The following is a 4956-nucleotide window of genomic DNA, read 5'->3' on the forward strand; positions in this document are numbered from 1 at the left end:
TGTCACCCCGTCCATCCGGAAAGCCATTCATCGACGAAGTGCCGTTGAACCCGCGATCGGGCACATGAAAAACGAAGGCAAGTTGCGTCGAAATTGGCTCAAAGGCAGCCTCGGCGATGCCTTGAATGCCGTGCTTTGCGGCGCCGGCCACAATCTCCGAATGATCCTGAGAGCCATCCGGCTTTTTTACGTCTGGATGCTGTGCTTCTCCATTGCCGACACCAATCGCCGGCAAGCGCCGCGCCCCGAATTTCGCCCCTTCGCCGTGCTTTGAAGTCGGTTATTCAGGACGGACTATTTAATCGCTTTTTTACTGATGACGGCGACAACCTGATGGCAGAAACGGACAACATAATGGTTTCGGAAAAGCCAACAAATCAAGCCTTGCTGAAGACTACTGCGGACAACCAAATCGACAACCGGGACAACTTTGTAAGTGCCGACAACCTGAACTCCGGTCAGTTATCAACCGCTACACGCCTCCTCGCGTCATAATTCCGGCTTGCCCCACACAAGAACAGAAACATGCTCGACGACATCAAGAAACCCCTCTGGGCCGCGGCCGACAAGCTGCGCGCCAACATGGACGCCGCCGAATACAAGCACCTCGTTCTCGGCCTGATCTTCCTCAAGTACGTCTCCGACACCTTCGCCGCCCGGCGTACCGAACTCGCCGCCCGCTTCGCCGACCCGGCCGACGACTACTACCTTGACGATCCCGAACTGCTGGCTGACGAACTGGAAGACCGCGACTACTACACCGCCGTCAATGTCTTCTGGGTGCCGGAAACCGCGCGCTGGGAAGCCCTGCGCGCTACCGCCAAGCAGCCGGACATCGGCAAGCGGATCGACGACGCGCTGGCCGTCATCGAAGCCGAGAACGCCAAGCTGAAGGGCATCCTCGACAAACGCTACGCCCGCGCGCAGCTGCCGGACGGCAAGCTCGGCGAACTCGTCGATCTCGTTTCGACCATCGGCTTCGGCGACAACGCGTCACAAGCCCGCGACATCCTCGGGCAGGTCTATGAATACTTCCTCGGCCAGTTCGCCAGCGCCGAAGGCAAGAAGGGCGGGCAGTTCTACACGCCGGCCTCGATCGTCAACACGCTCGTCGCCGTCCTCGCCCCGCATCACGGCAAGGTGTATGACCCGTGCTGCGGCTCGGGCGGTATGTTCGTCCAGTCCGAGAAGTTCATCGAAGCGCACGGCGGCAAGCTCGGCGACGTCTCGATTTACGGGCAGGAATCCAATCCAACGACGTGGCGCCTCGCTGCCATGAACCTCGCCATTCGCGGCATCGACTTCAACCTCGGGCGCGAACCGGCCGACACTTTCACGCGCAACCAGCACCCCGACCTGCGCGCCGACTTCATCCTCGCCAATCCGCCGTTCAACATCAGCGACTGGTGGCACGGCAGTCTCGAAGGCGATCCGCGCTGGGAATACGGCACACCGCCCGCCGGCAACGCCAACTACGCTTGGCTGCAACACATGCTGTATCACCTGAGACCGAACGGCCGCGCAGGCATCGTGCTGGCGAACGGCTCGATGAGTTCCAGCCAGAACAGCGAAGGCGACATCCGCCGGGCGATGGTTGAGGCCGACGTTGTCGAAGTGATGATCGCGCTGCCCGGACAGCTCTTCTTCAATACCCAGATACCCGCCTGCCTGTGGTTCCTCGCCAAGCAAAAGCAGACGCGGCAAGGCGAAGTACTTTTCATCGACGCCCGCAAGCTCGGCTCCATGATCAGCCGCGTACAGGCTGAACTGACCGACGAGATCATCGAGCGCATCGCCGGCACCGTTGCCGCGTGGCGCGGCGAAGACGGTTCAGGCGACTATCAGGACATCCCCGGCTACTGCCGCAGCGTCAAGCTGGCCGAAATCGACGAACACGGGCATGTGCTGACGCCCGGCCGCTACGTGGGCGCGGAAGAAGTCGAGGACGACGACGAAGCCTTTGCCGAGAAGATGCAGAAGCTCACCGAAAAGCTCGGCGAGCAGATGGCGAAGGGGCAGGAACTCGATCAGATGATCCGACTGAAGCTCGGAGGGCTGGGGTATGAGTTCTGAGTGGAGGGCATATACGCTTGAGCAGATTGCTCTTGGCGGTAAGGCGGGTATGGTCGACGGCCCCTTTGGGTCAAATTTGCCGGAACGCCTATATACGCCCGCAGGCGTTCCTGTCATTCGAGGCAGCAACCTTACCAAGGGGAAAGAGCGTTTCAGGGACCATGAGTTCGTCTACGTCTCGGAGGAGACCGCCGAGTCTTTGTCGAGGAGTCTTTGCGTCCCGGGCGATATTGTTTTTACAAAAAAAGGGACGCTGGGTCAGATTGGATTTGTTCCTTCAGGGAAGTCTCCTCGCTATCTAATCTCATCCAATCAGATGCGGATGCGCGTTGATCCGGGAATAGCAGACTCTGAGTTTGTTTACTACTACCTTGCACAACCGAAATCCATCGAAAAAGTTATCCGCGACTCGGAGCATACAGGGGTTCCGAAAATCAATTTGGCATATTTGCGCGGGTTCCCTGTTGCTATTCCTTCGTTGCAAAAACAACAGACGATAGTGGCGATACTTCGCGCCCTCGACGACCGCATCACCCTCCTGCGCGAAACCAACGCCACGCTGGAAGCCATCGCGCAGGCGCTGTTCAAGTCGTGGTTCGTCGATTTCGACCCCGTCCGCGCCAAGCAGGAAGGCCGCGCGCCAGAAGGCATGGACGAGGCTACGGCGGCGCTTTTTCCGGGTGGGTTCGAGGAGTCGGAATTGGGGCTGGTACCGAGGGGGTGGCGGGTTGGGAAGGTCGAAGAACTGATGGAGCTTGCGTACGGCAAAGCCCTGAAGGCTACTGATCGGATCGCAGGGGGCATTCCAGTATACGGCTCCGGCGGTATCACAGGGTTCCATAACGTGCCACTGGTTACAGAGCCATCACTTATCGTTGGCCGCAAGGGAACTGTGGGCAGCCTCTATTGGGAAGACCGACCGTTTTTTCCAATAGATACCGTGTTCTACGTCAGAACGGGCAAACCGCTTACGTTCTGCTTTTACTTGTTGAAGACGCTGGGCCTAGAAGGTATGAATACCGATGGTGCCGTACCGGGTTTGAACCGGAATAATGTGTACCGATTGAAGGTTGTTGTTCCGTCGGATGAAGTTCTTGGTTGTTTCGGCGAAATGGTCTCGGCACTGCGTGCGCGGATATTCGCGAATGCACAGCAAGCCCAAACCCTCGCTACCCTCCGCGACACCCTGCTCCCCCGCCTGATCTCCGGCCAGTTGCGCCTGCCGGATGCAGAGAAAATTTCCGATGAGGTCACCGCATGAGCATTCCCGACCGTGCTGCAATTCTGGCCCTGCTCGACGAACTCGACGATTGCATTGCCGACGATCTTGAATGCCAATTCCTCGACTTCAAGCCGTGGCAGGGTCCGAAGGAGGACTTGAAACTGGCGTGCGAATACGCGGTGTGCTTTGCCAACGGCGCTGGCGGTGTGGTGGTGTTCGGCGTGGCTGACAAGGTTCGCGGTCGCGGGCGGGCGATCCACGGTGCGCGCGGGTACGATCTCGACAAGTTTCGCTACGGCGTCTTTGACGGCACGAAGCCGAACATCGACGCCGAGGTGGAAGAAATTGATGTACCGGAAGGCACCGGCAAGCTACTGGTCGTTCGGATTCGGGAAGGTGCACAAAAACCCTATGGAACGGCGGCGGGACTGTTCAAACAGCGCGTCGGCAAGAACTGCATGCCGCTCGATCCTCTGGCGTTCCAGCGGGCGCGGATCAGTACGGGCGCCGTCGACTGGAGCGGTGAACCGGCGCACGGGGTTGGCCTGAATGACCTTGACCCGCTTCAGATTGAACGAGCCCGGCGCGTTCTACGCAGCAAGGCGCCGTCGTCACCGCTTATCGAATTATCCGAACTGGAATTTCTGCAGGGACTGGAAGCGGTGCGCGAGGGGAAAGTGACGCACGCCGGCCTGTTGTTATTTGCCCGGCAGGACGTGCTGGCGAGGCATTGCCCGCAGGCGCAGTTTCACTACGTGCTGCAAGACGGTGAAACAAGCGTAGCACGCAACGACATTGATCGCTTGCCCTTACTCGAAGCCGTGGAGCGGATGGAACAAGTGTTCTCCGGCCCATTGAATCCTGAGAAGGAAATCGATGTCGGCCTCTTCAAGTTACGGATTCCCCAGTTTGCCTTGGAAGGGGTTCGCGAAGCGGTGCTAAACGCATTGACGCACCGGGATTACCTGCATCCCGGGGAAATTCTGGTTCGGCATTCGCGCGACGAATTGATCGTGACCAGCCCCGGCGGATTTGTAGCGGGCATCACACCGGAAAATATCTTGCGCCATGAGGCAGTGGCGCGGAACCGCACGTTGGCCAATGCGCTGGTAAAAATCCGGCTGGTGGAGTCCTCCGGTATCGGGCGAAAACGCATCTTCCGATCGGCGCTGGTGTATGGGAAACGACGACCCGAATATTCGAGCGACGGGCATTCGGTGACGTTGCGGATATTCAATCAGGGAGCGCACGAGACGCTGGCGGCGCTGGTATCCCGACTGGACGCCCAAGGCGCTGAAATCGGACTCGATCAGCTGCTATTAACCCGGCCCTTAAATAGCTTCGCTAAGCCGCGTATGCGGCATGAGGGTGCTGGAAATAGGAACGGATACGTTCGGGCCATTGTGCGATGCGATTCATGATGCGCATGGCTTTTTGCAGAAGATCCTTTTCCGAGCGGGTGGCCGGTTCGAGACGCAGGGACGTTTTGAAATCGTGATTCAGATATTCGTCGGGATTGGATTCCGGGGCGTAGGGCGGCAAGTAGAAGAGTTCGATCTTGTCCAAGCGAGGCTCGATCCATTGCTGGACGAGCTTGGCGTGATGCACACGCAGGTTATCGACGATCAGGAAGATCTTGGCCGGCGCCTCTTGGAGCAGAC

At 58.8% G+C, this 4956-nt stretch carries 4 protein-coding genes and 1 pseudogene; 4 read left to right on the forward strand and 1 reads right to left on the reverse strand.

Going from position 1 to position 4956, the window contains the following annotated elements; genetic code table 11:
• The 4 genes and pseudogenes from BO74_RS20575 to BO74_RS20590 all read left to right on the forward strand — a co-directional run.
• Nucleotides 1–274: pseudogene (locus BO74_RS20575) on the forward strand (hypothetical protein); the annotation flags it as partial.
• Nucleotides 275–525: 251 nt separating this feature from the next.
• Nucleotides 526–2073: a class I SAM-dependent DNA methyltransferase gene (locus BO74_RS20580; protein ID WP_496445190.1), complete on the forward strand. Its 1548-nt coding sequence runs from the start codon at nt 526–528 to the stop codon at nt 2071–2073.
• Entirely contained in the window at nt 2063–3334 is a 1272-nt protein-coding gene (locus BO74_RS20585) for a restriction endonuclease subunit S (RefSeq protein ID WP_496445192.1), read from the forward strand. Before BO74_RS20580 ends, BO74_RS20585 begins: the two co-directional genes overlap by 11 nt.
• Nucleotides 3331–4716, forward strand: coding sequence for an RNA-binding domain-containing protein (locus BO74_RS20590; protein WP_496445194.1), 1386 nt, complete (start codon nt 3331–3333; stop codon nt 4714–4716). The genes BO74_RS20585 and BO74_RS20590 overlap by 4 nt, the downstream gene beginning before the upstream one ends.
• Here the strand turns inward: BO74_RS20590 and BO74_RS20595 are convergent.
• Nucleotides 4640–4956 (reverse strand): transposase (locus tag BO74_RS20595; RefSeq protein WP_496445195.1); only part of this gene is annotated, 317 nt, incomplete at its 5' end. The two genes, BO74_RS20590 and BO74_RS20595, sit on opposite strands and share 77 nt — an antisense overlap.

This window comes from Propionivibrio pelophilus DSM 12018, from assembly GCF_059569095.1.